At 54.3% G+C, this 26,449-nt stretch carries 27 protein-coding genes and 1 pseudogene; 20 read left to right on the plus strand and 8 right to left on the minus strand.

Annotated elements, in window-relative coordinates; all coding sequences use genetic code 11:
- Positions 1 to 127 precede the first annotated feature (127 nt).
- The 14 genes and pseudogenes from leuS (at position 128) to lipA (ending at position 15,090) form a co-directional block, all read left to right on the plus strand.
- Positions 128 to 2,711, plus strand: a pseudogene (gene leuS / locus HMPREF3143_RS00345) (leucine--tRNA ligase).
- A 14-nt stretch (positions 2,712 to 2,725) separates the two neighbouring features.
- Entirely contained in the window at positions 2,726 to 3,295 is a 570-nt protein-coding gene (lptE, locus tag HMPREF3143_RS00350; RefSeq protein ID WP_008501042.1) for an LPS assembly lipoprotein LptE, read from the plus strand.
- Positions 3,295 to 4,326 (plus strand): DNA polymerase III subunit delta, encoded by a 1,032-nt coding sequence (gene holA / locus HMPREF3143_RS00355; RefSeq protein WP_025912715.1) that lies wholly within the window; start codon positions 3,295 to 3,297, stop codon positions 4,324 to 4,326. Before lptE ends, holA begins: the two co-directional genes overlap by 1 nt.
- Positions 4,319 to 4,984, plus strand: coding sequence for a nicotinate-nucleotide adenylyltransferase (gene nadD / locus HMPREF3143_RS00360; protein WP_032635581.1), 666 nt, complete (start codon positions 4,319 to 4,321; stop codon positions 4,982 to 4,984). The genes holA and nadD overlap by 8 nt, the downstream gene beginning before the upstream one ends.
- A gap of 269 nt (positions 4,985 to 5,253) precedes the next feature.
- Positions 5,254 to 5,571 carry a ribosome silencing factor gene (gene rsfS, locus HMPREF3143_RS00365; RefSeq protein WP_003858696.1) on the plus strand — a complete coding sequence of 106 codons (318 nt, stop codon included), beginning with the start codon at positions 5,254 to 5,256 and terminating at the stop codon, positions 5,569 to 5,571.
- A gap of 3 nt (positions 5,572 to 5,574) precedes the next feature.
- Positions 5,575 to 6,042: a 23S rRNA (pseudouridine(1915)-N(3))-methyltransferase RlmH gene (rlmH, locus tag HMPREF3143_RS00370; protein WP_003858701.1), complete on the plus strand. Its 468-nt coding sequence runs from the start codon at positions 5,575 to 5,577 to the stop codon at positions 6,040 to 6,042.
- Positions 6,043 to 6,070: 28 nt separating this feature from the next.
- Positions 6,071 to 7,972, plus strand: a complete 1,902-nt coding sequence (gene mrdA, locus HMPREF3143_RS00375; protein ID WP_023293034.1) for a peptidoglycan DD-transpeptidase MrdA — start codon at positions 6,071 to 6,073, stop codon at positions 7,970 to 7,972.
- A 2-nt stretch (positions 7,973 to 7,974) separates the two neighbouring features.
- Complete coding sequence (mrdB, locus tag HMPREF3143_RS00380) at positions 7,975 to 9,087, plus strand: peptidoglycan glycosyltransferase MrdB (RefSeq protein WP_008501037.1); 1,113 nt, start codon at positions 7,975 to 7,977, stop codon at positions 9,085 to 9,087.
- Between the two features lie 16 nt (positions 9,088 to 9,103).
- Positions 9,104 to 10,216, plus strand: coding sequence for an endolytic peptidoglycan transglycosylase RlpA (gene rlpA, locus HMPREF3143_RS00385; protein ID WP_070531269.1), 1,113 nt, complete (start codon positions 9,104 to 9,106; stop codon positions 10,214 to 10,216).
- Positions 10,217 to 10,355: 139 nt separating this feature from the next.
- Positions 10,356 to 11,567, plus strand: a complete 1,212-nt coding sequence (gene dacA / locus HMPREF3143_RS00390; protein ID WP_008501035.1) for a D-alanyl-D-alanine carboxypeptidase DacA — start codon at positions 10,356 to 10,358, stop codon at positions 11,565 to 11,567.
- Positions 11,568 to 11,673: 106 nt separating this feature from the next.
- Positions 11,674 to 11,937 carry a DUF493 family protein YbeD gene (gene ybeD, locus HMPREF3143_RS00395; RefSeq protein ID WP_003858718.1) on the plus strand — a complete coding sequence of 88 codons (264 nt, stop codon included), beginning with the start codon at positions 11,674 to 11,676 and terminating at the stop codon, positions 11,935 to 11,937.
- A 94-nt stretch (positions 11,938 to 12,031) separates the two neighbouring features.
- Entirely contained in the window at positions 12,032 to 12,673 is a 642-nt protein-coding gene (gene lipB / locus HMPREF3143_RS00400) for a lipoyl(octanoyl) transferase LipB (protein ID WP_070531272.1), read from the plus strand.
- A gap of 290 nt (positions 12,674 to 12,963) precedes the next feature.
- Entirely contained in the window at positions 12,964 to 13,917 is a 954-nt protein-coding gene (locus HMPREF3143_RS00405) for a YbeF family transcriptional regulator (protein ID WP_021242582.1), read from the plus strand.
- 207 nt (positions 13,918 to 14,124) lie between these two features.
- Complete coding sequence (gene lipA / locus HMPREF3143_RS00410; protein ID WP_008501032.1) at positions 14,125 to 15,090, plus strand: lipoyl synthase; 966 nt, start codon at positions 14,125 to 14,127, stop codon at positions 15,088 to 15,090.
- An 82-nt stretch (positions 15,091 to 15,172) separates the two neighbouring features.
- Here lipA and tatE read toward each other — a convergent pair whose 3' ends face one another.
- Positions 15,173 to 15,376, minus strand: coding sequence for a twin-arginine translocase subunit TatE (gene tatE, locus HMPREF3143_RS00415; RefSeq protein ID WP_008501031.1), 204 nt, complete (start codon positions 15,374 to 15,376; stop codon positions 15,173 to 15,175).
- A gap of 125 nt (positions 15,377 to 15,501) precedes the next feature.
- Entirely contained in the window at positions 15,502 to 16,290 is a 789-nt protein-coding gene (locus HMPREF3143_RS00420) for a deaminated glutathione amidase (protein ID WP_070531275.1), read from the minus strand.
- A gap of 67 nt (positions 16,291 to 16,357) precedes the next feature.
- Here HMPREF3143_RS00420 and crcB point away from each other — a divergent pair, with 67 nt between their 5' ends.
- The gene (gene crcB / locus HMPREF3143_RS00425) at positions 16,358 to 16,741 is read left to right on the plus strand and encodes a fluoride efflux transporter CrcB (RefSeq protein ID WP_008501029.1); all 384 of its coding nucleotides are present in this window, start codon (positions 16,358 to 16,360) and stop codon (positions 16,739 to 16,741) included.
- 219 nt (positions 16,742 to 16,960) lie between these two features.
- On the opposite strand, the gene cspE is transcribed toward crcB, so the two are convergent.
- Together cspE and pagP are read right to left on the minus strand one after the other, a co-directional pair.
- A complete protein-coding gene (gene cspE, locus HMPREF3143_RS00430) occupies positions 16,961 to 17,170 on the minus strand; it encodes a transcription antiterminator/RNA stability regulator CspE (RefSeq protein ID WP_002439184.1) in 210 nt (69 codons plus the stop codon).
- 190 nt (positions 17,171 to 17,360) lie between these two features.
- Positions 17,361 to 17,978, minus strand: coding sequence for a lipid IV(A) palmitoyltransferase PagP (gene pagP, locus HMPREF3143_RS00435; protein WP_290127696.1), 618 nt, complete (start codon positions 17,976 to 17,978; stop codon positions 17,361 to 17,363).
- Positions 17,979 to 18,372: 394 nt separating this feature from the next.
- Between pagP and dcuC the strand changes: the two genes are divergently transcribed.
- Together dcuC and rna are read left to right on the plus strand one after the other, a co-directional pair.
- Positions 18,373 to 19,740 carry an anaerobic C4-dicarboxylate transporter DcuC gene (dcuC, locus tag HMPREF3143_RS00440; protein ID WP_070531281.1) on the plus strand — a complete coding sequence of 456 codons (1,368 nt, stop codon included), beginning with the start codon at positions 18,373 to 18,375 and terminating at the stop codon, positions 19,738 to 19,740.
- A gap of 94 nt (positions 19,741 to 19,834) precedes the next feature.
- Positions 19,835 to 20,644 (plus strand): ribonuclease I, encoded by an 810-nt coding sequence (gene rna, locus HMPREF3143_RS00445; protein ID WP_070531283.1) that lies wholly within the window; start codon positions 19,835 to 19,837, stop codon positions 20,642 to 20,644.
- Here the strand turns inward: rna and HMPREF3143_RS00450 are convergent.
- Positions 20,638 to 21,255, minus strand: coding sequence for a flavin reductase family protein (locus HMPREF3143_RS00450; protein ID WP_063417924.1), 618 nt, complete (start codon positions 21,253 to 21,255; stop codon positions 20,638 to 20,640). The genes rna and HMPREF3143_RS00450 overlap by 7 nt on opposite strands.
- A gap of 246 nt (positions 21,256 to 21,501) precedes the next feature.
- Between HMPREF3143_RS00450 and rnk the strand changes: the two genes are divergently transcribed.
- Entirely contained in the window at positions 21,502 to 21,912 is a 411-nt protein-coding gene (rnk, locus tag HMPREF3143_RS00455; RefSeq protein ID WP_008501021.1) for a nucleoside diphosphate kinase regulator, read from the plus strand.
- Positions 21,913 to 22,051: 139 nt separating this feature from the next.
- The gene (gene yldA / locus HMPREF3143_RS26410) at positions 22,052 to 22,141 is read left to right on the plus strand and encodes a small membrane protein YldA (RefSeq protein WP_008501020.1); all 90 of its coding nucleotides are present in this window, start codon (positions 22,052 to 22,054) and stop codon (positions 22,139 to 22,141) included.
- Between the two features lie 10 nt (positions 22,142 to 22,151).
- Here the strand turns inward: yldA and HMPREF3143_RS00460 are convergent, their stop codons facing one another.
- Entirely contained in the window at positions 22,152 to 23,390 is a 1,239-nt protein-coding gene (locus HMPREF3143_RS00460; RefSeq protein ID WP_008501018.1) for a zinc-dependent alcohol dehydrogenase, read from the minus strand.
- Between the two features lie 180 nt (positions 23,391 to 23,570).
- Here HMPREF3143_RS00460 and uspG point away from each other — a divergent pair, with 180 nt between their 5' ends.
- Positions 23,571 to 23,999: a universal stress protein UspG gene (gene uspG / locus HMPREF3143_RS00465; RefSeq protein ID WP_008501017.1), complete on the plus strand. Its 429-nt coding sequence runs from the start codon at positions 23,571 to 23,573 to the stop codon at positions 23,997 to 23,999.
- A 61-nt stretch (positions 24,000 to 24,060) separates the two neighbouring features.
- Here uspG and ahpF read toward each other — a convergent pair whose 3' ends face one another.
- Positions 24,061 to 25,626: an alkyl hydroperoxide reductase subunit F gene (gene ahpF / locus HMPREF3143_RS00470; protein ID WP_070531285.1), complete on the minus strand. Its 1,566-nt coding sequence runs from the start codon at positions 25,624 to 25,626 to the stop codon at positions 24,061 to 24,063.
- Between the two features lie 187 nt (positions 25,627 to 25,813).
- Positions 25,814 to 26,377: an alkyl hydroperoxide reductase subunit C gene (gene ahpC, locus HMPREF3143_RS00475; protein WP_008501015.1), complete on the minus strand. Its 564-nt coding sequence runs from the start codon at positions 26,375 to 26,377 to the stop codon at positions 25,814 to 25,816.
- Between the last annotated feature and the right edge of the window lie 72 nt (positions 26,378 to 26,449).

The following is a 26,449-nucleotide window of genomic DNA, read 5'->3' on the forward strand; positions in this document are numbered from 1 at the left end:
TCCTGCAAAGCGCATTTGTGCGAAAGGCTGTTTTGACGCGGGCGTTTGGGCTATGCTATGCGGATCTGAATTACCACATCCATTGGCTACATTTGTAGCTGTATTGAACACAGGACCACTGGCTGCCATGCAAGAGCAATACCGCCCGGAAGAGATAGAATCAAAAGTCCAGCAACACTGGGACGAGAAGCGCACCTTTGAAGTAACCGAAGACGAGAGCAAAGAGAAGTATTACTGCCTGTCGATGCTTCCCTATCCTTCTGGTCGACTACACATGGGCCACGTGCGTAACTACACCATCGGTGATGTGATTGCGCGCTACCAGCGCATGCTGGGCAAAAACGTTCTGCAACCCATCGGTTGGGATGCGTTCGGTCTGCCTGCGGAAGGCGCGGCGGTCAAAAACAATACGGCGCCGGCACCGTGGACGTACGACAACATCGCGTACATGAAAAACCAGCTCAAAATGCTGGGCTTTGGCTATGACTGGAGCCGCGAGCTGGCAACCTGTACCCCGGAATATTACCGCTGGGAACAGAAATTCTTCACCGAGCTGTACAAAAAAGGCCTGGTGTACAAGAAGACCTCTGCCGTTAACTGGTGCCCGAATGACCAGACCGTTCTCGCGAACGAACAGGTTATCGATGGCTGCTGCTGGCGCTGTGATACTAAAGTAGAGCGTAAAGAGATCCCGCAGTGGTTTATTAAAATCACCGCTTACGCTGATGAGCTGCTGAACGATCTGGATAATCTGGACCACTGGCCAGATACCGTTAAGACCATGCAGCGCAACTGGATCGGCCGTTCTGAAGGCGTGGAAATTACCTTCAACGTTGAGAACTACGACCAGACCCTGACCGTCTACACCACCCGTCCGGACACCTTCATGGGCGCGACCTACCTGGCCGTGGCCGCAGGTCACCCGCTGGCGCAGAAAGCGGCAGAAAACAATCCGGAACTGGCTACCTTCATCGACGAGTGCCGCAACACGAAAGTGGCCGAAGCCGATATGGCAACGATGGAGAAAAAAGGGGTTGATACCGGCTTTAAAGCCATTCACCCACTGACGGGCGAAGCGATCCCTGTCTGGGCCGCCAACTTCGTACTGATGGAATACGGCACAGGCGCCGTGATGGCTGTTCCAGGTCACGACCAGCGCGACTATGAATTTGCCACTAAATATGGCCTGACCATCAAGCCTGTTATTCTGACGGCTGACGGTTCTGAACCAGACCTGTCCGAACAAGCGCTGACCGAAAAAGGGACCTTGTTCAATTCCGGCGAGTTTAACGGTCTGAGCTTCGAAGAGGGCTTCAACGCTATCGCCGACAAGCTGGCCTCCCTTGGCGTGGGCGAGCGTAAAGTTAACTTCCGTTTGCGCGACTGGGGCGTTTCCCGTCAGCGTTACTGGGGTGCGCCAATTCCAATGGTGACGCTGGAAGATGGCACCGTGATGCCAACGCCGGAAGATCAGCTGCCGGTGATCCTGCCGGAAGACGTGGTCATGGACGGTATCACCAGCCCGATCAAAGCCGATCCTGAGTGGGCAAAAACCACCGTCAACGGTCAGCCCGCGCTGCGCGAAACCGACACCTTTGACACCTTTATGGAGTCATCCTGGTACTATGCTCGCTACACCTGTCCTCAGTATCAGGACGGCATGCTGGATTCCAAAGCAGCGAACTACTGGCTGCCGGTAGATATCTAACATCGGTGGTATCGAACACGCCATCATGCACCTGCTCTACTTCCGCTTCTTCCACAAGCTGATGCGCGATGCGGGCATGGTGAACTCTGACGAACCTGCAAAACAGCTGCTGTGCCAGGGCATGGTGCTGGCGGATGCCTTCTATTACGTCGGGGCGAACGGCGAGCGTAACTGGGTATCTCCGGTTGACGCGATCGTTGAGCGCGACGAGAAGGGCCGTATCGTGAAGGCGAAAGACGCTGAAGGTCACGAGCTGGTCTACACCGGCATGAGCAAAATGTCCAAGTCGAAAAACAACGGTATCGACCCGCAGGTGATGGTTGAGCGTTATGGTGCGGATACCGTGCGTCTGTTCATGATGTTTGCCTCTCCGGCAGACATGACGCTGGAGTGGCAGGAGTCTGGCGTGGAAGGCGCAAACCGCTTCCTGAAACGCGTCTGGAAGCTGGTTTACGAGCACACCTCACTGGGCGATGCCCCGGCGCTGAACGCTGCCGCCCTGACTGAAGATCAGCAGGCGCTGCGTCGTGATGTTCATAAAACCATTGCAAAAGTGACCGATGATATTGGTCGTCGTCAGACCTTCAATACCGCAATTGCGGCTATTATGGAACTGATGAACAAGCTGGCGAAAGCCCCGCAGGACGGCGAGCAGGATCGTGCCTTAATGCGTGAAGCGCTGCTGGCCGTCGTTCGCATGCTGAACCCGTTCACGCCGCACGTTAGCTTTACCCTGTGGCAGGAGCTGAAAGGCGAAGGCGATATCGACAACGCGCCGTGGCCGCAGGCTGACGAAGCCGCGATGGTGGAAAACACCACGCTGGTCGTGGTCCAGGTGAACGGTAAAGTCCGCGGTAAAATTACCGTGGCGGTCGATGCAACCGAAGAACAGGTTCGCGAGCGCGCGGGCCAGGAACCACTGGTCGCTAAATATCTTGAGGGCGTTACCGTACGTAAAGTGATCTACGTACCGGGTAAACTGCTGAATCTGGTCGTTGGCTAAGCGCGGGAGGAAACGTGCGACAACTGGCAACAATACTCTTATCTCTGGCGGTGCTTGTTACCGCTGGCTGCGGCTGGCACCTGCGCAATACCACGGCGGTGCCTGCTCAGATGAAAACCATGATCTTTGATTCCGGAGATCCGAACGGTCCACTCAGCCGGGCAATTCGCAATCAGCTGCGTCTGAACGGCGTTGAGCTTGTTGAGAAACAGACGCTGCGTCAGGATGTACCGTCTCTGCGTGTGACAGGAAGTGGTCTGTCGAGAGACACTGCGTCTATCTTCCAGGATGGCCGTACCGCAGAGTATCAAATGGTGTTGACGGTCAACGCGGCAGTTCTGATCCCGGGTAAAGACATCTATCCGATCAGCACGAAAGTGTACCGTTCGTTCTTCGATAACCCGCAGACGGCGCTGGCAAAAGATGCCGAACAGCAGATTATCATCAACGAAATGTATGACAAGGCGGCGGAACAGCTGATCCGTAAACTGCCAAGTATTGCAGCGTCAACCAAACAAGGATCTGACATTGTTGATAAACCGGTTGATGGCACGCTTCCTGCTGCTAACTCTCTGGGTAAATGATGATCAGGCTGTATCCTGAACAACTCCGCGCGCAGCTCAATGAAGGGCTGCGCGCGGCGTATCTGCTTCTTGGAAACGATCCGTTATTACTTCAGGAAAGCCTGGATGCCGTGCGGCATGCCGCCGCCGCGCAGGGCTTTGATGAACACCACACCGTCCAGCTGGATAACAATACCGACTGGAACGCCCTCTTCTCGCTCTGTCAGGCGATGAGCCTGTTCGCATCACGCCAGACGATTCAGATCCTGCTGCCGGAAAACGGGCCTAACGCGGCGATGAACGAGCAGCTCGCTACGCTGGTCAGCCTCTTACACAGCGATCTGATCCTGATTGTGCGTGGCAACAAGCTGACCAAAGCGCAGGAAAACGCGGCATGGTTTACCCAACTCGCGCCCCACGCGGTGCTGGTCACCTGTCAGACGCCTGAGCAGGCGCATCTGCCTAAATGGGTCGCCGCGAGAGCGAAGCAGCACAACCTTCAGCTGGATGATGCGGCGAACCAGCTGCTCTGCTACTGCTATGAAGGTAACCTGCTGGCCCTGGCGCAGGCGCTGGACAGACTCTCCCTGCTCTGGCCGGACGGCAAGCTGACCTTGCCGCGCGTCGAGCAGGCCGTTAACGACGCGGCGCACTTCACGCCGTTCCACTGGGTGGACGCGCTGCTGTCGGCAAAAAGTAAACGCGCCCTGCATATTCTGCAGCAGCTGCGCCTCGAAGGCAGCGAACCGGTTATTCTGCTGCGAACCCTGCAGCGCGAACTGCTGCTGCTGATTACGCTCAAGCGTCAGTCTGCCCATACGCCTTTGCGTTCGCTGTTTGATAAACACCGGGTGTGGCAAAATCGCCGGGCTTTGACCACCGAGGCCATCAACCGCCTGAGTCATGAACAGCTTCGCCAGGCGGTACAGCTTCTGATGCGCGCCGAACTCACGTTAAAACAAGATTACGGCCAGTCGGTCTGGGCAGAGCTGGAAAGCCTTTCCCTGCTGCTCTGCCACAAGGCGCTGGCAGACGTTTTTATTGATGGATAGTATGCACTCTTTACAGGCCCTGTATGGCGGCACCTTCGACCCGGTACACTACGGGCATCTGAAGCCGGTTGAAATTCTGGCGAATCTGATCGGCCTTCAGCGCGTCACCATCATGCCGAACAATGTCCCGCCCCATCGTCCACAGCCTGAGGCGACCAGCGAGCAGCGAAAAGAGATGCTTGCCCTGGCCATCGCAGATAAGCCGCTCTTCCGGCTTGACGAGCGTGAGCTGCGTCGCGATACGCCCTCCTGGACCTCGCAGACGCTTCAGGAGTGGCGCGCAGAACAAGGTCCAGACCAGCCGCTGGCTTTTATCATCGGACAGGACTCCCTGCTGAACTTCCCCACATGGCATAAATATGAAACCATTCTGGAGAACAGCCACCTGCTCGTCTGCCGCCGTCCTGGCTATCCGCTGACCATGCGCGAAGCGCAGTACCAGCAGTGGCTGGAAGATCATCTCACCGCCAATGTTGAAGATCTTCACGCTCAGCCTGCCGGGAAGATTTATCTGGCCGAAACGCCGTGGTTCGATATCTCTGCGACCCTCATTCGCGAGCGCTTACAGCAGGGTTTAGCGTGTGACGATCTGCTCCCCGCACCGGTGCTGGCCTATATCCATACGCATGGTTTGTATCAGAAAAGCGCAGATGAATAGCCGGAGGGCATAAAAAGCGGCTTATTGTTTATCCTGCCTTGACAGGGTAAGCCATACTGTTATTCTCCGCTGCCAGACTTTCCCGCCGATGATTGCTTTACAGAAATTGTTTTACAAAAATGGCGATGCAATCTCAGGCAGAGGGTGGGATGATACCCGCCTTCAAAAGCCCGACCGGAGACTTTTGTCCCGATACAGGCATGAGTTCAGGTATACTGTCTGGCTACGAATTCAACGTTTTACAATCTCATTCACCCCAGGGGGAAAACTTGCAGGGTAAAGCACTCCAGGATTTTGTTATTGACAAAATTGATGACCTGAAAGGTCAGGACATCATCGCTATCGACGTTAAGGGTAAATCCAGTATTACCGACTGCATGATCATCTGCACCGGTACGTCCACACGTCATGTTGTTTCAATTGCCGATCACGTGGTACAGGAATCACGTGCTGCAGGGCTGTTGCCGCTCGGCGTTGAAGGTGAAGCGACGGCTGACTGGGTGGTTGTCGATCTCGGCGATGTGATTGTCCACGTCATGCAGGAAGAGAGCCGTCGCCTGTATGAGCTGGAAAAACTCTGGGGTTAATGCGTGAAGTTGCAGCTGGTCGCCGTCGGCACCAAAATGCCGGACTGGGTACAAACCGGTTTTACTGAATATCTGCGTCGTTTTCCAAAAGACATGCCGTTCGAACTGGTGGAAATCCCCGCCGGTAAGCGCGGCAAGAACGCCGATATCAAACGTATTCTCGATAAAGAGGGCGAACTGATGCTGGCTGCCGCTGGCAAAAACCGCATCGTCACCCTCGATATTCCAGGAAAACCCTGGGATACGCCGCAGCTGGCGCACGAACTGGAGCGCTGGAAGCAGGATGGCCGTGACGTCAGTCTGTTGATTGGCGGACCCGAAGGGTTATCCCCTGCCTGCAAAGCGGCAGCAGAACAAAGTTGGTCCCTCTCCGCGCTGACGCTTCCCCACCCGCTCGTTCGGGTACTGGTGGCAGAAAGCCTGTATCGCGCGTGGAGCATTACTACCAACCACCCCTATCACCGCGAGTAATGACTGACCAGGGTAGATTAAGCAGCGGATGAAACTACAGAATTCTTTTCGCGACTATACGGCTGAGTCCGCGCTGTTTGTGCGCAGGGCGCTGGTCGCCTTCACCGGGATTTTGCTGCTTACCGGCGTGCTGATCGCCAACCTTTATAATCTGCAAATTGTCCGTTTTACCGACTACCAGACGCGTTCCAACGAAAACCGTATCAAGCTGGTGCCTATCGCGCCCAGCCGCGGCATTATTTACGATCGCAACGGCACCCCGCTGGCGTTAAACCGCACCATCTATCAAATCGAGATGATGCCGGAAAAAGTCGATAACGTTCAGGATACGCTGGAAGCGCTGAAAAGCGTTGTCGACCTTAACGACGACGATATCGCCGCCTTCAAAAAAGAGCGCGCCCGCTCTCACCGTTTCACCTCCATCCCGGTTAAAACCAACCTGACGGAAGTCCAGGTGGCCCGCTTTGCGGTAAACCAGTACCGTTTCCCCGGCGTGGAAGTAAAGGGGTACAAGCGTCGCTACTACCCCTACGGCTCCGCGCTGACGCATGTGATTGGCTACGTCTCCAAGATTAACGACAAAGACGTCGACCGCCTCGATAAAGACGGCAAGCTGGCGAACTACGCCGCAACGCACGACATCGGTAAGCTCGGTATTGAACGCTACTACGAAGATGTCCTGCACGGGCAAACCGGCTATGAAGAGGTTGAGGTTAACAACCGCGGCCGCGTGATTCGCCAGCTTAAAGAAGTGCCGCCTCAGGCGGGGCATGACGTCTATCTGACCCTCGACCTTAAGCTACAGCAGTATATTGAAACCCTGCTGGCGGGCAGCCGCGCAGCCGTTGTGGTCACCGATCCCCGCACTGGCGGCATCCTGGCGATGGTGTCTATGCCAAGCTATGACCCGAACCTGTTTGTTGACGGCATTTCCAGTAAAGACTACTCCGGTCTGCTGAATGACCCCAACACGCCGCTGGTGAACCGCGCGACGCAAGGGGTTTACCCGCCGGCATCCACGGTTAAACCGTACGTGGCGGTCTCGGCACTGAGCGCTGGCGTCATCAACCGCAATACCAGCCTGTTTGACCCAGGCTGGTGGCAGCTGCCCGGTTCAGAAAAGCGCTATCGCGACTGGAAAAAATGGGGCCACGGTCATCTGAACGTCACCAAATCGCTGGAGGAGTCTGCGGATACCTTCTTCTATCAGGTGGCGTATGACATGGGGATCGACCGCCTGTCAGAATGGATGAGCAAATTCGGCTACGGACACTACACCGGCGTTGACCTGGCGGAAGAACGCTCCGGCAACATGCCGACGCGCGAATGGAAGCTGAAGCGCTTTAAAAAACCGTGGTATCAGGGCGACACCATTCCGGTGGGTATCGGTCAGGGTTACTGGACGGCAACGCCGCTTCAGATGAACAAAGCCATGATGATCCTCATCAATGACGGCGTGGTGAAAGTGCCTCACCTGCTGCAGAGTACGGTTGAAGACGGCAAAAAAGTGCCGTGGAACCAGCCGCACGAAGCGCCGGTGGGTGACATTCATTCCGGCTTCTGGGAAATCGCGAAAGACGGTATGTACGGCGTGGCAAACCGCCCCAACGGTACCGCCCACAAGTATTTCGCCGGTACGCCGTACAAAGTGGCGGCGAAGTCCGGTACTGCGCAGGTCTTTGGCCTGAAAGCCAACGAAACCTATAACGCGCACCGCATTGCCGAACGTCTGCGTGACCACAAGCTGATGACGGCGTTTGCCCCATATGACAACCCGCAGGTCGCGGTGGCGATGATTCTGGAGAACGGCGGTGCCGGACCTGCAGTAGGGACCATCATGCGCCAGATCCTTGACCACATTATGCTGGGTGATAACAACACCGAACTGCCGGCTGAAAACCCGGCCGCCGCTGCGGCGGAGGACCAATAATCATGACGGATAATCCAAATAAAAAATCGCTGTGGGACAAAATCCACATCGACCCAGCCATGCTGCTGATCCTGCTGGCTCTGCTGGTTTACAGCGCGCTGGTTATCTGGAGCGCCAGCGGCCAGGACATCGGGATGATGGAGCGTAAAATCGGCCAGATCGCCATGGGCCTGATCATTATGGTGGTGATGGCGCAGATCCCGCCGCGCGTCTACGAAGGCTGGGCACCCTACCTCTACATCTTCTGTATTATTTTGCTGGTTGCGGTCGATGCGTTTGGCGCCATTTCAAAAGGGGCGCAGCGCTGGCTGGATTTGGGTATTGTCCGCTTCCAGCCCTCGGAGATTGCCAAAATCGCCGTTCCACTGATGGTGGCACGCTTTATCAACCGCGACGTCTGTCCGCCGTCGCTGAAGAATACCGCTATCGCGCTGGTGCTGATTTTCCTGCCAACGCTGCTGGTTGCGGCACAGCCTGACCTGGGTACCTCTATCCTCATCGCGCTCTCCGGCCTGTTTGTCCTGTTCCTGTCGGGCCTGAGCTGGCGCCTGATTGGTATCGCGGTAGTGCTGATTGCGGCGTTCATCCCTATTCTCTGGTTCTTCCTGATGCACGATTACCAGCGCCAGCGCGTCATGATGCTGCTCGATCCGGAAACCGATCCGCTGGGCGCGGGCTATCATATTATTCAGTCCAAGATTGCGATTGGCTCCGGCGGCCTGCGCGGTAAAGGCTGGCTGCACGGCACGCAGTCGCAGCTGGAATTTTTACCGGAACGTCACACCGACTTTATCTTTGCCGTCCTGGCGGAAGAGCTGGGGCTGGTGGGCATCTTAATACTCCTGGCCCTATACGTTCTGCTGATCATGCGGGGATTGTGGATTGCAGCACGCGCGCAAACGACCTTTGGTCGCGTCATGGCTGGCGGGTTGATGCTGATTTTATTCGTTTATGTCTTCGTAAATATTGGTATGGTGAGTGGTATTCTGCCGGTGGTAGGCGTACCGCTGCCGCTGGTGAGTTACGGAGGCTCGGCACTGATCGTGTTGATGGCCGGGTTTGGTATCGTGATGTCGATCCATACCCACAGAAAAATGTTGTCAAAAAGCGTATAAAAATAAGGGGATCGGAATGCGTAAGCAGTGGCTGGGGATCTGCATTGCGGCAAGTTTACTTGCGGCCTGTACTAGTGATGATGGTCAGCAACAGGCAACCGTCGCGCCGCCGCAGCCTGCGGTGTGTAATGGCCCGATCGTAGAAATCAGCGGTGCCGATCCCGTTTATGAACCGCTGAATGCCAGTGCCAATCAGGATTACGAGCGGGACGGCAAAAGCTATAAAATTGTTCAGGATCCTTCCCGTTTCAGCCAGGCGGGCTTTGCCGCCATTTATGATGCCGAGCCTGGCAGTAACCTGACGGCCTCCGGAGAGACGTTCGACCCCATGCAGCTGACGGCGGCACATCCGACGCTGCCGATCCCGAGCTATGCTCGTATCACCAACCTGGCAAACGGCCGCATGATCGTCGTGCGTATCAACGACCGCGGCCCGTACGGTAATGACCGGGTGATCTCCCTGTCGCGCGCGTCTGCCGATCGCCTGAATACCTCGAACAACACCAAAGTCCGTATTGACCCAATTATCGTGGCGCAGGATGGCTCCCTCTCCGGGCCAGGTACCGCGTGTACGACGGTGGCGAAACAGACCTATGCCCTGCCCGACCGCCCCAATCTTGACGGGGGAATGGGCAGCGTCTCTTCTCCGGCCGAGCCTGCTCAGCCGGGGGGAGAAATACGCCCAATCAGCAATGACACGCTGCAAAGCGACGATTCAACGGGCGCACCGGTAAAGAGTAGCGGCTTTCTTGGCGCACCGACGACCTTAGCCTCGGGCGTGCTGGAAGGCAGTGAACCTACCCCAGCCCCCGCTCCCGTTGCTGCACCAGCGACCCAGCAAGCTCCCGTAACGGCGCCCGCGGCCACGCAAAGTGCCGCGGTGGCGGCTCCAACAGCGGCCAGCGGCAGCTATGTGGTTCAGGTCGGTGCTGTGAGCGATCAGGCCCGGGCTAAACAGTATCAGCAGCGTCTGAGCCAGCAGTTTGGCGTACCAGGACGCGTTGAGCAGAACGGTGCGGTCTGGCGCATTCAGATGGGGCCGTTTGGCAGCAAATCGCAGGCAGCTTCCCTGCAGCAACGTCTGCAGAATGAAGCTCAGCTTCAGTCATTTATCGCTGTTGCGAAATAATTAACCGGCGGTATCCGAATTGTCAGTTTGTGTAAAACACATTCACAAACTCATGCTTAAAGTCGGATGCCTGCCTGAATAGCATTTGCTATAGTAAGGCACTTTTTTTAATTCCATCACGGATGTCGTAGTTCTGACCATGAAGACCACTTTTTCTGCTCGTTTTGTGCAGCGCATGGCGCTGACCACGGCCCTTTGCGCGGCTGCGCTCTCTGCAGCTCACGCCGATGACCTGAATATCAAGACCATGATCCCTGGCGTTCCGCAAATCGACGCGGAATCCTACATCCTGATCGATTACAACTCTGGCAAAGTGCTGGCAGAACAGAATGCCGATGCCCGCCGTGACCCGGCCAGCCTGACCAAAATGATGACCAGCTACGTTATCGGCCAGGCGATGAAGGCAGGTAAATTCAAAGAAACGGATCTGGTCACCATCGGTAACGATGCGTGGGCAACCGGGAACCCGGTCTTTAAGGGTTCCTCTCTGATGTTCCTGAAACCGGGTATGCAGGTTCCTGTTTCCCAGCTGATTCGCGGTATCAACCTGCAGTCGGGTAACGATGCCTGCGTAGCGATGGCCGATTTCGCCGCCGGTAGCCAGGATGCCTTCGTAGGCCTGATGAACAGCTACGTGAACGCGCTGGGTCTGAAAAACAGCCATTTCCAGACCGTACACGGCCTGGACGCAGACGGTCAGTACAGCTCGGCACGTGATATGGCGTTGATTGGTCAGGCGCTGATCCGCGATGTCCCAAATGAGTACTCTATCTATAAAGAGAAAGAGTTCACCTTCAACGGTATCCGTCAGACCAACCGTAACGGCCTGCTGTGGGATAACAGCCTGAACGTTGACGGCATCAAAACGGGTCACACCGACAAAGCGGGCTACAACCTGGTCGCCTCCGCCACTGAAGGCCAGATGCGTCTGATCTCTGCCGTGATGGGTGGCCGCACCTTTAAAGGCCGTGAAACAGAAAGCAAGAAGCTGCTGACCTGGGGCTTCCGTTTCTTCGAAACCGTGAATCCACTGAAAGCAGGCAAAGAGTTTGCGTCTGAACCCGTCTGGTTCGGCGACAACGACCGTGCTTCTCTCGGCGTTGATAAAGACCTCTACCTGACCATTCCGCGCGGTCGTATGAAGGATCTGAAAGCCAGCTACGTCCTGAACAGCACCGAGCTGCACGCCCCGCTGCAGAAAAATCAGGTCGTGGGCACAATCAACTTCCAGCTGGATGGCAAAACGATCGATCAGCGCCCGCTGGTGGTCCTGCAAGAAATTCCTGAAGGCAATTTCTTCGGCAAAATCATTGATTATATTAAATTGATGTTCCACCACTGGTTTGGTTAAAAATCGAACACTTGAAAGTGTGATTTTGATCCCCATATACTAAGTATCCTGATAACTCCCACCTGACGTGGGAGTTATTATTTTTTGACGTTACGCCGGAGCTGACATGAAAACCAAACTTAACGAACTGCTTGAATTCCCTACCCCATTTACCTACAAAGTAATGGGTCTGGCGAAACCTGAGCTGGTTGATCAGGTGGTTGAAGTGGTACAGCGCCATGCGCCGGGTGACTACTCTCCGTCAGTAAAACCAAGCAGCAAGGGCAACTACCACTCGGTTTCTATTACCATCACTGCGACACACATTGAGCAGGTTGAGACGCTGTACGAAGAGCTCGGCAATATCGAAATCGTTCGTATGGTGCTGTAGTCCCTTTGCGGTTACCCGGTTTGCCGGGTAACCCTTCTCCCCGCTGTGATATACTCCCGCATACCTTTTGTCCCTCGTCTTCGGAGACGCAGTTTTGTATCAGGATAAAATTCTGGTCCGTCACCTCGGGCTGCAACCTTACGAGCCTGTCTCCCAGGCTATGCATGACTTCACCGATTCACGCGATGACACTACCCCCGATGAGATCTGGCTGGTCGAACACCTGCCGGTCTTTACGCAGGGTCAGGCGGGAAAAGCAGAACATTTATTAATGACGGGCGATATTCCGGTTATCCAGAGCGATCGCGGCGGTCAGGTCACGTACCATGGACCCGGGCAGCAGGTGATGTACGTCCTGCTCAATCTGAAGCGCAGAAAGCTCGGCGTGCGTGAACTGGTTACCTTACTGGAACAGACAGTCGTCAATACGCTGGCGGAATACGGGATTGACGCGCATCCGCGAGCCGATGCGCCTGGGGTCTACGTTGGGGAAATGAAGATCTGCTCTCTGGGGCTGCGTATTCGTAAAGGCTGCTCATTCCATGGCCTGGCCTTGAATATTAATATGGATCTCGCGCCTTTCCAGCGCATAAACCCCTGCGGCTACGCCGGCATGGAAATGACGCAAATGCGCCAGTGGGTAGAAACCGCTACGCCAGACACGATTCGTCCCGTGCTTTTGAAGAACGTGTTAGCACTACTTAACAATCCCCCGCACGAATATATCCCTACTTAATATATCGTACAACAGGGCTCGCTAATTTGACGGGCCACTGTCTATTTACCGTTTTTGCACTTTACAATAATCCATAGATTCTATATTTTCGAAGCGCCCGAATATTACCGCTACATATTATTTAGCCTCCAGCATGCACGGCAAACACGGCATAAGTAACGTGAGCAATTATCACACAAGTGTTTGCTTTTGATAAACAAATGAAACAAAACCAACACTTTACGAATCTCTACAAGCATAATAAATAAATTCAACTATCATTCATATTGTGAATGTATACGAGTGAAAGCGTGGAGTATAATAATTTACCAGCCAAACGACTGAATGAACCTGGTGGCGAAGACAAGCCGCAAATTTTTCGGACTTTACGTAATATTGATCTCAATTTACTGACTATTTTTGAGGCAGTATATGTCCATAAGGGTATCGTTAACGCTGCGAAAATTCTTAATCTCACGCCATCAGCAATAAGCCAGTCAATCCAAAAGCTACGCGCTATATTTCCTGACCCGTTATTTATCCGTAAGGGCCAGGGGGTAACGCCGACGGCTTACGCCACGCATCTTCATGAGTACATCAGCCAGGGGCTGGAGTCGATTCTGGGCGCACTGGATTTAACCGGGAGCTATGATAAGCAGAGAACCATCACCATCGGCTGTTCTCCTTCTGTGGGTGTGCTGGTGATGCCAGCGATCTTCCAGGCTGTAAAAGAGCATGCTCCGCAGCTCCTGCTTCGCAATGTGCCTCTCCATGAACCTGACGTTCAGCTTGCCCAGTTCCAGACGGACCTGATTATTGAAAGCGGCAGCTTCAGTGCCAGAGCGCTGGGGCAAAATGTGCTCTATGCGGATAACCTGGTACTGGTTTGCCGTCAGCAGCATCCTGCCCTCAGCGAGCCGCTGACCATCGAAAACCTGCGCAACTACGACCACTCGTCTTTCATGACCGAAGGGCAGTCCAACCATGGCCTTCGTCAGCGTATTGATGAAATTTTCCCGGAACGTCAGATCAGCTTCAGCAGTTACAATATGTTCACCACCGCATCTCTGATAGGCAGCAGCGATATGCTGTGCATCATGCCATCGCGCCTGTACAGCCTGCTCCGGAAATGCTGGCCGCTGGACAGTATCCCCCTCAGCCAGCTTAATGCGGAATCTATTGAAATTTCACTGCATTACAACAAGCTGAGCTTGCGCGATCCGGTTCTGGAAAACGTCATCCGCATTATCCGTCAGGCCTTCTGACAGGTTGAGCCAGCATAAGCCCCTGCGACAGGCAGGGCAAAAGGCACAAAACAACAACTATTTTACAAATTGGCGATCTGGCAGGCTGCTTTAACGACCGTTTCAATGATATACTGCCTGTCGTTCGTTCAAAAATAGTTGATAAATACAACATTCCCTTGAATTGAAACGCTTTCCTTCGATATTCGCAACTGGAACACGCACGCTATGAGTAAACCCATTGTGATGGAACGCGGTGTTAAATACCGCGATGCCGATAAAATGGCCCTTATCCCGGTTAAAAACGTGGCTACAGAGCGCGAGGCGCTGTTAAGAAAACCGGAATGGATGAAAATCAAACTTCCGGCCGACTCTTCGCGTATCCAGGGGATCAAAGCGGCGATGCGCAAGAATGGCCTTCACTCCGTTTGTGAAGAAGCCTCTTGTCCGAACCTTGCTGAATGTTTCAATCACGGTACCGCGACGTTTATGATTCTGGGTGCTATCTGTACCCGCCGCTGCCCGTTCTGCGATGTTGCTCATGGCCGTCCGGTCGCACCTGATGCTAACGAACCCCAGAAGCTGGCGCAGACCATCGCCGACATGGCGCTGCGCTATGTGGTTATCACGTCCGTTGACCGTGACGATCTGCGCGACGGCGGGGCGCAGCACTTCGCTGACTGTATTACGGCCATTCGCGAGAAAAGCCCAAACATCAAAATCGAGACGCTGGTGCCAGACTTCCGCGGCCGTATGGACCGTGCGCTGGATATCCTGACCGCGACGCCGCCAGATGTGTTTAACCACAACCTGGAAAACGTACCGCGTCTCTATCGTCAGGTCCGCCCGGGCGCTGACTATAACTGGTCTCTGAAACTGCTGGAACGCTTCAAAGAAGCGCATCCGCATATTCCGACCAAGTCAGGTCTGATGGTAGGTCTGGGTGAAACTAACGATGAAATCATCGAGGTGATGCGCGATCTTCGCCGCCACGGTGTAACCATGCTGACTCTGGGCCAGTATCTGCAGCCAAGCCGTCACCACCTGCCGGTACAGCGCTACGTGAGCCCGGACGAGTTTGATGAAATGAAGGCCGAAGCGCTGGCGATGGGCTTTACTCACGCCGCATGCGGCCCGTTTGTTCGCTCCTCCTACCATGCAGATATGCAGGCAAAAGGCGAAGAAGTTAAATAATGCTGTAATATTTATTTACAGTAATACAAAAAAACCGGCCTCATGAGCCGGTTTTTTTTTCGCAAGCCCTCAGGCGTTGCTGTCACTCTTTGTGAGAAAGCTTGTCTGCCGGGACGTCATCCTCAGCGCTTTTCTTCGCGGCTGTATCATCGTCGTTCATTGCTTTCTTAAAGCCTTTGATGGCAGCCCCCAGGTCACCACCCAGCGTGCGTAACTTCTTGGTACCAAACAGCAGGACGACCAGTGCGGCAACCACCAGCAGTTTGGTAATACTAATCTCACCCATAGATACCTTCTTTACTTAAAACAGGCTGCATTCAGCGCCAAAACCTGACTGTATTAACGGTCATTTAGCGCGTGCACACAATAGCAATCTGTAACAAGGTGAATCAAGCATTGTTGAAAAAAACATCACAATAATTGCGGTGGCGCAAACCGACGATTGCGAAGAACGGGTAATTGCTGACGCGCAAGCGCAATTCTCTCTAAGTTTATCTCCGCCACCAGCAAATGCGGGGCTTCCGCAGCGGCGGCAATCGTCACACCCAGCGGATCGATCACCCTGCTTTGCCCGATGTTCTTCGTTCCGCATTCTCCTGCAGCAACGACATAGCAGGTGGTATCCAGCGCGCGTGCCGCCAGCAGCGTTGCCCAGTGATGTTCTTTTAACGGCCCTTTAACCCACGCGGCAGGCAGAACCAGCACGTCCGCCCCCTGTAGCGCCAGATGGAGTGCCAGCTCCGGAAAACGCAGGTCATAGCAGGTCATCAGCCCAATCTTTAATCCGTCAATCTCCAGCAGCGGCGGAACACGGTCTCCTGGGTCGACGCGCCGTGATTCCTGAATGCTGAAGGCATCATAAAGATGGAGCTTGGCGTAACGTGCGACTATGGCTCCGCCGCGAATCGCCACCAGCGTATTCACCGCCCGACCCGGCGTAGAGGGAACATGGATTGTTAAGATCGTCGTCATCGTATTGCCCACGCTCTGGGCGAGCAATTGCTGTAAAAATTCACCGTCCAGCGGCTGCGCGGACTTCACGGATAAATCCGGGTCATTATCATCCCTGGCCAGCAGCGCCTCAGGAAGCACCAGCAGCGATGCGCCTTTCTGTTGGGCCTGCATCATCAGATTGACGCATTTTATCGCGTTAGCCTGCCAGTCAGGCGTGACCGCAAATTGCCCTACCGCAACATACATATTTGTCCCCTCATCATAAACGGCGTTAAACTCGCTTCTCTTACACATCAAATAGCAGGTATTTAGCGTGTTACAACTACTTTTAGCCGTTTTTATTGGTGGGGGAACGGGTAGCGTTGCGCGATGGTTTCTCAGTATGCGGTTTAACCCCCTGCATCAGGCGATTCCCATGGGGACGCTGGCTGCAAACCTGATAGGTGCCTTTATCATTGGCATGGGGCTGGCCTGGTTTAACCGAATGACACACATTGACCCAATGTGGAAAGTCCTGATTACCACCGGATTCTGCGGCGGGTTAACCACCTTCTCAACCTTTTCTGCGGAAACGGTTTTTCTCTTTCAGGAAGGCCGTATCGGCTGGGCGCTGATGAATATGGCGATCAATATGCTCGGCTCCTTTGCGATGACGGGGATCGCATTTTGGCTATTTTCTTCCGCAAGCGCGCATTAACAGCCGAACCGTTAATGTTGGCTTAATTTTTCTCTGTCACTCTGGATGCAGTACTGAACGAGGGTGACAGAATGAAACAGAGTCTGATGAGCGCAGGCATGGTGTTGTTAAGCGTGCTGATCGTGGCCAGCTTCCTGAAAATGTATCTGCTTGGCTGATTCAAAACGAAAAAAACCCGCTCAGTGAGCGGGTTTTGAAATTCTTGCTGACGCGTCTGGATTACAGAGCGATTACGTTAGCAGCAGAAGGGCCTTTGGCACCGTTAGTGATTTCGAACTCTACACGCTGACCTTCAGCCAGAGTTTTGAAACCATTAGACTGGATTGCAGAGAAGTGTACGAACACGTCTTTGCTGCCATCTTCAGGAGTAATGAAACCGAATCCTTTGGACTCATTAAACCACTTAACGTTACCTTTAATCTTAGACATCAAAATTACCTTTACATTAAAAAACGACACAAATGCTGTGTCGGTTACCAGTACATCAATTGTGAGACCTTTTGTCCAGCGGATCTTTGATAAAAAGTGACTAAAGTCGCGTTAATTTTCACTGGCAGATTTTTATCGTTTATGAATCAACGGCTGCGCGTTTTATCACCAACAGGTAAAGTTTTTTCAGTTAAAACTGAAAACGCATCCAGGCGAAGTAAACGTTACCGTTGTTGTACGTGCCCGGGATGTAGGTCATCTGGAACGTTGCGGGGCCGTAACCGATAGAGGCCAACGGCAGCAGCACCGGGATCGGAATGTAGTTCCAGTTGTCACGCGCGGTGACCCCCGCGGTATAGCCCAACCCGACATGGAAGTTCTCGTCGGCTAGCGGACGCCAGGTTTTCTCCCAGCCGTAGCCCCCAATCGGCTCCCATTTATTAAAGGAGTCTTTAAAGGCCATCAGATAGATGCCATGCCAGTTTCCCTTATCATCCCAGCGCGACTGACCGAAACCAGCGCCCCACGGACGCTCGTTGTATTTATCGGTTTTCTCTTTGTCGTAAGCAAAACGCGCATGCCACGTTATTGCCGGAACATAGAGATCATAATGTTCGGGCGCCGTCCAGGTCTGAGAGAGATTATCCGTAAAGGTTGAGAACCACCCTTTATCCGTCGCGTTGTCCTCTGCCTGTGCAACAGAAGAAAACGTTAACTGCCCAAAAATAAACAATAAAATTGAGAAAAATGTATTACGTACGATCACAATGCAATTACCATTCTTAGTATTCGAGGCAAAGTTTACCATAAAGTAGTTGAATCAAGGCTTAACGACATCAGCGTTATTCCTAATTATTCGGCCTTTTTCCGGGAATATTCTCAATAAACTGGACCGTAAGTTTGAATAAGCACATTCAGAGTAAGCCTTTGACCTGTTTAGCCTTGTATATCAGCAACATGCTGAATTACACAAAATATTAACAATCTGTTATCATTGTAAGGACATATTGCGCTATTTCTGACGGTCAAGACTCTCATGGTGTAAATGTAAGAGCCATGGCAAAAACACGGTTGTTCTGCTCTCTAGTCGTCTGTTTATTGATTTTAATCAGCAAGAACAGGCCATTTATTCGGCACATTTTCATCCTTCTTATTTTTATTGATTTTTTGTGCTCCATTGCAGCAGAGATACAGGGGAAATCATGCTTACGTTATTCGAACTCCTTATTGGGGTCGTCGTCATTGTCGGTGTCGCACGCTACATCATTAAAGGCTATTCGGCCACGGGCGTATTATTTGTTGGCGGTTTAACGCTGCTGATTATCAGCGCCATAATGGGACATCAGGTATTACCTGCCAGTGCAACCAGTACGGGTTACACCGCCACTGATATTGTTGAATACATTAAGATATTACTCATGAGCCGCGGCGGCGACCTGGGTATGATGATCATGATGCTGTGCGGTTTTGCCGCCTACATGACCCATATCGGTGCCAACGACATAGTCGTTAAGCTTGCCTCAAAACCGCTGCAATACATCAACTCACCCTATCTGCTGATGGTCGCCGCCTATTTCCTCGCCTGCCTGATGTCGCTGGCCGTGTCGTCGGCAACCGGACTTGGCGTACTGCTCATGGCCACGCTGTTCCCGGTCATGGTGAACGTCGGTATCAGCCGCGGCGCGGCAGCAGCCATTTGCGCGTCTCCGGCAGCCATTATTCTCTCCCCGACCTCCGGCGACGTTGTGCTGGCGGCAAAGGCTGCGGAGATGTCGCTCATCGACTTCGCCTTTAAAACCACGCTGCCAATCTCTATTGTCGCCATTGTGGGAATGGGAATCGCGCATTTCTTCTGGCAGCGCTATCTGGACAAGAAAGAAAACATCAGCCACGAGATGATGGATGTGAGTGAGATCACCACCACCGCACCCGCGTTTTATGCCATTCTGCCCTTCACGCCGATTATCGGAGTGCTGATTTTTGACGGCAAATGGGGCCCGCAGCTGCACATCATCACCATTCTGGTGATCTGCATGCTGCTGGCTGCCGTGCTGGAGTTTGTGCGCGGTTTCAACACGCAAAAGGTGTTCTCGGGTCTGGAAGTCGCCTATCGCGGTATGGCGGATGCCTTCGCTGGCGTGGTGATGCTGCTGGTGGCAGCGGGCGTTTTTGCTCAGGGTCTGAGCACCATCGGCTTTATCCAGAGCCTGATCTCTATCGCCACCTCGTTCGGCTCGGCCAGTATTATCCTGATGCTGGTCCTGGTGGTACTCACCATGCTGGCGGCCATGACCACCGGTTCCGGCAATGCGCCTTTCTACGCTTTCGTGGAGATGATCCCGAAACTGGCCCACTCCTCCGGTATTAACCCGGCCTATCTCTCCATTCCTATGCTGCAGGCGTCAAACCTGGGCCGTACCATTTCCCCGGTATCGGGCGTGGTCGTCGCCGTTGCCGGGATGGCGAAAATCTCGCCATTTGAAGTGGTAAAACGCACCTCAGTGCCCGTTATGGTTGGGCTGATTATCGTGATTATCGCCACGGAAGTGCTGGTGCCCGGCGCAGCCTAAGCTAAATTCCTGATATCCAGAAAGCGCCTGCGGGCGCTTTTTGTGCTTTAATAACCCCCAGAAATCAATCACGCTCATTCGATCAGGAAATCATATGTTCAGGAAGGATATCGTTATCCCGTCTGGGGCAATCGCGCTTGCCCTCTGTGTTTTCTCCACGCAGGCAGAACCGCTCAAGGCAACCCAGTATGGCGATTTCGATCGCTATGTGCTGGCTCTGTCCTGGCAAACCGGGTTTTGCCAGAGCATGGTCGAGCGCAACCGCAATGAACCTGACGAATGTCGCCTGCAAAAAGAGCGCGAAAATAAAGCTGATTTTCTGACCGTTCACGGGCTATGGCCCGGCCTGCCGAAATCCATTGCCGCACGCGGGGTGGATGAACGTCGCTGGATGCGTTTTGGCTGCGCCACGCGCCCCATTCCGAACATGCCGGAAGTGAAGGCCAGCCGCAAATGCGATGCCGCCGAAACCGGACTGTCGCTTTCCGCTGCCGCAAAGCTCAACGACGTGATGCCGGGTGCGGGCGGTAATTCCTGCCTGGAACGCTACGAATACGCCAAACATGGCGTCTGCTTTGGTTTCGATCCGGATGCCTATTTCGGCACGATGGTGCGGATGAATCAGGAAGTTAAAAACAGTGCGGTCGGTAAATTCCTTGCCAATAACTACGGAAAACCAGTCAGTCGCAGCGACTTTGACAGTGCCGTAGCCAAAAGTTGGGGCAAGGAGAACGTTAAAGCGTTCAAGCTGACCTGCAACGGCAATCCGGCTTATCTGACCGAGATGCAGATTTCGCTGAAGGCTGACGCCATTAACAACCCGCTTTCTGCGGCCTCATTTGCCCCGCAGCCACATCCGGGTAACTGCGGTAAACAATTCGTGATTGATAAAGCCGGTTACTGATCCGCGCCCGGGCGTACCATATCAAACCGGTTTTCATCGCTGATGCCATAGTATGCCGTCGGCCCACCCGCACGCAGGATGGGCTGCGCTTTCGCCGTCTGGTATATCCCCTCTTCCAGCAGCGTTTCGGCAATATGGATACCGACCACTTCCCCCAGCACCAGCCACGTGTCCACCGGCGTACCGTCGGCTCCGGTAAGCTGAATGCACTGGGACAGTCGACATTCAAAATTCACCGGGCTTTCTGCAACGCGGGGGGCGTTAACCAGCTGGCTGGCCGCTGGCGTGAGTCCGGCAAAGCTAAATTCATCCCGATCGTGGGGAAGCATCGCGGAGGTTTGATTCATCGCATGTGCGAGATCGCGCGTTGCCAGGTTCCAGACAAACTCCCCGGTTTCCGTAATATTACGCACGCTGTCCTTCCAGCCGTTGCTGGAAAAGCCGATGATCGGCGGGCGGTAGTTAAAGCAGTTGAAGAAACTGTACGGTGCAAGGTTCAGCTGACCGGCCTTGTCGCAAGAGGAGATCCAGCCTATCGGACGTGGACCAATAATGGCGTTCAGCGGGTCATGCGGCAGGCCGTGCCCCTGAGACGGTTGATAGAAGTACATAATTCTCTCTCGTTGGTGGGCAACGCCCGGGTTCAGGACACTCAGCGTAACGTATTCCGTCAGGAATGAAGACTGAATAAATTTCAGCGAAAATTCATATGGCCCATGAATGTGACTTTCATCACTTCAAACTTGCGCGCTCAGCCAGTATCATCGGGAGAGTTAAACCCTCGCTGCCAGACGGCGAGGGTTTTCTTTTGGATCAGTTTCTGCGTAAGACGCAGCATTAACGACATGGAGTAAAAAATGTCCAGACCTACCATTATCATCAATGAGCTCGACGCAGAACGTATCGACAGGCTGCTGGAAAAAGCGGAGTTCGCCTCGCTCCCCGTGGCCGACGCCCTGAATGAGGAGCTCGACCGGGCACAGATGTGCACGCCTGAGACAATGCCACATGACGTGGTCACCATGAATAGCCAGGTGAAATTCCGCAACCTGACCACCGGTGAAGAGTTGACCCGTACGCTGGTTTACCCGGCTCAGATGACCGACAGCAGCACACAGCTTTCTGTTCTGGCCCCTGTAGGTGCCGCACTGCTGGGGCTGCGTACGGGGGATACGATCCACTGGGAATTACCGGGTGGGGCGTCAACCCATCTGGAAGTGCTGGAGCTGCTCTACCAGCCAGAAGCCGCGGGCGATTACCTGCGTTAATCTCTTCTGAATAAGCGCCTACCCGCTTTGCACAGAGGATGCAGCCGCATCCTCTTTCCGCAAATTCACCCAATTTTCCTATACCGCGCAAAATGGCCTTAATCCACGCTTAACCTGTTTTGGTGCCGCGGGGACGGTCATGAGTGAGATAGGCGTGATCACACTTATCTTTCTGATTTTTGTGGCGATTATCGTCACGGCCGTGCTCTATCTTGAACGCCACTGGTAAGCGAACATTCTCAGGCAACCCCGCCCGGGAAGGCATTCACCAGCCCTTTAACGGTCTGCTCTGCGGCTTCGGGGGTCTCTGCGCCCGGGACCAGAATCACCTTCCGGCACTCCTCCTCCCGTTTTTCGAAAATCTTATAGGCGCGTTCCGCATCCGCAAGGGGGAGATAATGGGTCACGATCTCTTCCGGCGTAAGCAGCCCTTTTTCGATCAGCGGTAACAGTTCACCCAGCCAGGCATGGACGTGCGTCTGGCCCATCTTAAACGTCAGCCCCTTATCAAAGGCATCGCCAAACAGGAAGCCATGGATAAACCCTGCGTATACGCCGGGTACGCTGACCACCCCGCCGCGACGCACGGCAGCAATGCACTGACGCAACGCTTTGCCGCTGCTGCCTTCGATTTTAAGATTGCTGAGGATCGTTTCCGTGGTGCTGCCTTTCGCTTCAAACCCGACCGCATCAATCACGGCGTCAACGCCGCGCTGGCCCGCGGTCTGCTCGATGATTTTTTCCGCCGCGTCGTTGTCATCATCAAAGTTGATGGGGATAGCGCCATAGCGCGCCTCGGCAAATCGCAACCGGTAGGGATGGTGATCGATAACAAAAATCTGCTCAGCCCCCAGCAGCCGCGCACAGGCAATGGTCAGTAGCCCCACCGGCCCGGCGCCAAAAACGGCTACGCTTGAGCCTTTTTCAATCTGCGCATTTTTTGCCGCCTGCCAGGCCGTGGGCAAAATGTCGGACAGGAACAGCGCTTTATCATCAGAAAGAAGCTGCGGGACTTTAAACGGCCCGACGTTACCCTTCGGCACGCGAACGTATTCCGCCTGCCCGCCCGGCACGCCGCCGTAGAGGTGGCTATAGCCAAACAGCGCCGCAGGCGCGGGAATTTGCTTTTTGTTCAGTGCGGCACCCTGCCCGGCGTTGGTATTCTCACAGGCCGCATACTGCTGGAGGCGACAGAAGAAACAGTCCCCGCAGGCGATAACAAAGGGGATCACCACGCGATCGCCCTTTTGCAAATTCTTCACCTCTGCGCCGCACTCGACGATTTCCCCCATAAACTCATGGCCAAAAATATCGCCGTGCTGCACCTTCGGGATCTTTCCGCGGTAGAGATGCAAATCGGAGCCGCAGATAGCCGTGGCCGTGACGCGCAGAATAATATCGTCGGGCTGTTCGATGATGGGGTCGGGGACATTCTCGACGCGAACATGGTGTGGACCGTGATACGTAAGTGCTTTCATGCGACCTCCGAAAGGTTCCGGGGAAGTGTATAAGGGTAGCTACCCCTGAAGGTCTGCCTGTGAATACGGGTCTTTTGAGATTTATCCTGGCAAGATAAGAAAACTGACGGAGCGCTTACAGAAACCATGACTATTTTGTGGTTGAATGAGTACAGCGTTTATAAACAAGGAGAAACGGGTATGTATCAGAGAATCATTATGCCGGTTGATGTTTTTGAAATGGAGCTGAGCGACAAGGCCGTACGCCACGCGGAGTTTCTGGCGCAGCAGGACGGTGTCATCCATCTGCTACACGTGCTGCCAGGCTCCGCCAGCCTGAGCCTGCACCGCTTTGCCGCCGATGTGCGTCGCTTCGAGGAACATTTGCAGCACGAGGCGGAAAATCGCCTGCAAACCATGGTCAGCCACTTCAGCATCGACCCTTCACGGATCAAAACGCACGTCAGATTCGGCAGCGTACGCGATGCGGTAAATGAACTGGCGACCGAACTGAAGGCAGACGTGGTGGTTATCGGTTCGCGTAACCCGTCCATTACCACACATCTGCTGGGCTCTAACGCCTCCAGCGTCATCCGCCACACCCATATACCGGTGATGGTCGTCAGATAAAAAAAAGAGGCCACCTTTCGGTGGCCTCTCGCTATTGCAGGTGTAGCCTTACTTTCTTTTCTTATGCGGTTTTGGTGCGAATCAGGTAGTCAAACGCGCTCAGAGACGCCTTCGCCCCTTCGCCGGTGGCGATGATAATCTGTTTGTACGGTACGGTGGTACAGTCGCCCGCGGCAAATACGCCTTTCACGCTGGTTTCACACTTGGCATCGATGATGATTTCGCCCATGCGGTTGCGCTCAATCGCCCCTTCCAGCCAGGTGGTGTTTGGCAGCAGACCAATCTGCACGAAGATCCCTGAAAGCTGCACGCTGTGCACGTCGCCGCTCACGCGGTCGCGGTATTCCAGACCGGTGACCTTGCTGCCGTCGCCCTTCACTTCCGTGGTCTGCGCGTTCAGCACGATGTCGACGTTTTTCAGGCTGCGCACTTTATCCTGCAGAACCTGGTCGGCCTTCATGTCTGGCGCGAACTCCAGCAGGGTTACATGTTCAACAATCCCCGCCAGATCGATCGCCGCTTCCACGCCGGAGTTTCCGCCGCCGATCACCGCCACGCGCTTACCTTTAAACAGCGGGCCGTCGCAGTGCGGGCAGTAGGTCACGCCTTTGGTACGGTACTGATCTTCGCCCGGCACGTTCATGTTGCGCCATTTCGCGCCGGTGGCAATGATGATGCTGCGCGCTTTCAGCACCGCGCCGGAGGCGGTTTCAATCTGGTGTAAACCACCCTCAACCGCAGCAGGTACCAGCCTGCTGGCGCTCTGGCTGTCGATCACATCCACGTCGTAATCGCTGACGTGCGCCTTCAGCGCGCCGGCCAGCTTCTGGCCTTCGGTTTTCGGCACGGAGATATAGTTTTCAATGTCCACGGTATCCAGTACCTGGCCACCAAAACGTTCGCCCATCAGACCGGTACGGATCCCTTTACGTGCGGAGTAGACTGCCGCCGCCGCACCCGCAGGGCCGGAACCGACAATCAGCACGTCGTAAGCATCGCGTTTGTTCAGCGCTTCTGCGGCACGTTTTTCGGCACCGGTATCCACTTTGGCGACGATTTCCGTCAGCGTCATACGGCCCTGGCCGAATTCCTGACCGTTCAGATACACCGCCGGAACGCCCATCACGTTGCGATCGGTGATTTCATTCTGGAAGGTACCGCCATCAATTGCCGTGTGTTTGATGCGCGGGTTGAGGACCGACATCAGGTTCAGCGCCTGCACCACGTCAGGACAGTTGTGGCAGGAGAGCGAGTAATAGGTTTCAAACTCAAAATCACCGTCAATGTCGCGGATCTGCTCCAGCAGCGCCTGCGCCTCTTTCGACGGATGACCGCCGGTCCACAGCAGCGCCAGCACCAGCGAGGTAAATTCATGCCCCAGCGGTGAGCCGGCAAAACGCGGCCCCAGCCCAGAGCCTGGATTAGTGATCAGGAAAGACGGCTTACGGACGTTAAGCGAGTTATCCTCTTTGAAGGTCACTTTTGGTGACAGTTCAGCGATCTCTGCCAGCAGTTCCTTGATCTCTGCCGATTTCGCGCTGTCGTCCAGCGTGGCAATCAGCTCAACGGGTTTGGTCAGTTTCTCAAGGTAGGCCTTGAGCTGGGTTTTCATCGTGGTGTCGAGCATGGTTCTTCCCTCTCTTAAAACGTCATCATGCAAGCTGCCTTTTACGGGCGGCCTGAATGCAACTTGCATCATGGTGCTGGAATGAAATGGGCGCGGGTGCGCCCATTGATTGCCGGGTGGCTCGTCGTTTACCCGGCCTACGATACTGTAGGCCTGTGCAAGCGCAGCGCCGCCAGGCTTTACAGACTTAGATCTTGCCGACCAGGTCCAAAGATGGCGCCAGCGTTGCTTCGCCTTCTTTCCATTTAGCCGGGCACACTTCGCCTGGGTGAGAAGCGACATACTGCGCTGCTTTTACTTTACGCAGCAGGTCAGACGCATCACGGCCGATACCTTCAGCGGTAACTTCGATAGCCTGGATAATGCCCTGCGGGTCAACAACGAAGGTCGCACGGTCAGCCAGGCCTTCATCTTCACGCATGTTGTCGAAGTTACGGGTCAGGGCGCCAGTCGGGTCACCGATCATCGCGTATTTGATTTTGGCGATGGTTTCAGAGCTGCTGTGCCATGCTTTGTGGGTGAAGTGGGTATCGGTAGACACAGAGTAAACGTCTACGCCCAGCTTCTGCAGTTCGTCGTAATGGTCAGCCACGTCGCCCAGTTCGGTCGGGCAAACGAAGGTGAAGTCAGCCGGATAGAAGAAGAAGACGCTCCAGCGACCTTCGGTATCTTTCTCGGTTACTTCGATGAACTCACCGTTTTTGAACGCCTGGTTTTTGAAAGGTTTAATTTTAGTGTTAATCAAAGACATCTGTACTTCCTCCGTGTTTTCGTTGAGATGTAAGGTAACCAACTTTATCCATCGGGGCTAATGCGTATGCTT

It is taken from the genome of Enterobacter sp. HMSC16D10, from assembly GCF_001807145.1.
In the GTDB taxonomy this organism is placed as follows: Bacteria; Pseudomonadota; Gammaproteobacteria; order Enterobacterales; family Enterobacteriaceae; genus Enterobacter; species Enterobacter roggenkampii.

Excerpts from the sequence above, each read along its gene's own strand:
- holA (WP_025912715.1), top strand. The coding sequence starts at position 3,295 with ATGATCAGGCTGTATCCTGAACAACTCCGCGCGCAGCTCAATGAAGGG.
- nadD (WP_032635581.1), top strand. The coding sequence starts at position 4,319 with ATGGATAGTATGCACTCTTTACAGGCCCTGTATGGCGGCACCTTCGAC.
- mrdA (WP_023293034.1), top strand. The coding sequence starts at position 6,071 with ATGAAACTACAGAATTCTTTTCGCGACTATACGGCTGAGTCCGCGCTG.
- mrdB (WP_008501037.1), top strand. The coding sequence starts at position 7,975 with ATGACGGATAATCCAAATAAAAAATCGCTGTGGGACAAAATCCACATC.
- rlpA (WP_070531269.1), top strand. The coding sequence starts at position 9,104 with ATGCGTAAGCAGTGGCTGGGGATCTGCATTGCGGCAAGTTTACTTGCG.
- dacA (WP_008501035.1), top strand. The coding sequence starts at position 10,356 with ATGAAGACCACTTTTTCTGCTCGTTTTGTGCAGCGCATGGCGCTGACC.
- ybeD (WP_003858718.1), top strand. The coding sequence starts at position 11,674 with ATGAAAACCAAACTTAACGAACTGCTTGAATTCCCTACCCCATTTACC.
- lipA (WP_008501032.1), top strand. The coding sequence starts at position 14,125 with ATGAGTAAACCCATTGTGATGGAACGCGGTGTTAAATACCGCGATGCC.
- tatE (WP_008501031.1), bottom strand. The coding sequence starts at position 15,376 with ATGGGTGAGATTAGTATTACCAAACTGCTGGTGGTTGCCGCACTGGTC.
- HMPREF3143_RS00420 (WP_070531275.1), bottom strand. The coding sequence starts at position 16,290 with ATGTATGTTGCGGTAGGGCAATTTGCGGTCACGCCTGACTGGCAGGCT.
- cspE (WP_002439184.1), bottom strand. The coding sequence starts at position 17,170 with ATGTCTAAGATTAAAGGTAACGTTAAGTGGTTTAATGAGTCCAAAGGA.
- pagP (WP_290127696.1), bottom strand. The coding sequence starts at position 17,978 with ATGGTAAACTTTGCCTCGAATACTAAGAATGGTAATTGCATTGTGATC.
- dcuC (WP_070531281.1), top strand. The coding sequence starts at position 18,373 with ATGCTTACGTTATTCGAACTCCTTATTGGGGTCGTCGTCATTGTCGGT.
- rna (WP_070531283.1), top strand. The coding sequence starts at position 19,835 with ATGTTCAGGAAGGATATCGTTATCCCGTCTGGGGCAATCGCGCTTGCC.
- HMPREF3143_RS00450 (WP_063417924.1), bottom strand. The coding sequence starts at position 21,255 with ATGTACTTCTATCAACCGTCTCAGGGGCACGGCCTGCCGCATGACCCG.
- rnk (WP_008501021.1), top strand. The coding sequence starts at position 21,502 with ATGTCCAGACCTACCATTATCATCAATGAGCTCGACGCAGAACGTATC.
- yldA (WP_008501020.1), top strand. The coding sequence starts at position 22,052 with ATGAGTGAGATAGGCGTGATCACACTTATCTTTCTGATTTTTGTGGCG.
- HMPREF3143_RS00460 (WP_008501018.1), bottom strand. The coding sequence starts at position 23,390 with ATGAAAGCACTTACGTATCACGGTCCACACCATGTTCGCGTCGAGAAT.
- uspG (WP_008501017.1), top strand. The coding sequence starts at position 23,571 with ATGTATCAGAGAATCATTATGCCGGTTGATGTTTTTGAAATGGAGCTG.
- ahpF (WP_070531285.1), bottom strand. The coding sequence starts at position 25,626 with ATGCTCGACACCACGATGAAAACCCAGCTCAAGGCCTACCTTGAGAAA.
- ahpC (WP_008501015.1), bottom strand. The coding sequence starts at position 26,377 with ATGTCTTTGATTAACACTAAAATTAAACCTTTCAAAAACCAGGCGTTC.